The sequence below is a fragment of the Nocardioides abyssi genome (assembly GCF_030412915.1).
GTDB lineage: Bacteria > Actinomycetota > Actinomycetes > Propionibacteriales > Nocardioidaceae > Nocardioides > Nocardioides abyssi.
Map to the genome: position 1 here is coordinate 1 of NZ_JAUHJR010000215.1, position 273 is coordinate 273.

Annotated in this window: 1 protein-coding gene; it reads left to right on the forward strand. The window is 66.7% G+C overall.

The window, feature by feature from the left end; translation table 11 throughout:
• On the forward strand, nucleotides 1-273 hold a 273-nt coding region (locus QWY29_RS20540; RefSeq protein ID WP_300963074.1), incomplete at both ends, for a site-specific integrase.

The following is a 273-nucleotide window of genomic DNA, read 5'->3' on the forward strand; positions in this document are numbered from 1 at the left end:
GGTCTGCCCCTCCCTGAGGTCGATGACTACGTGCTGGCGCTATCCGCTCGCAAGCGCTCGGTCAACACGGAGAAGGCGTACTGCCAGCACCTCGCGGCGCTGTTCACCTTCCTTCATGCACGGGGCTTGGCGTGGGAGGAGGCGGAGTTCGGGGACCTCTCCGAGTTCATGGTGGTGTTCCAGACCGGCGTCCACCCGCTCCAACGGACCAGGGGTTCAGGGCCGCGTGACGTGAAGACGGTCAGGGCGGCGGCAGCGGCAGTCAAGGGCTTC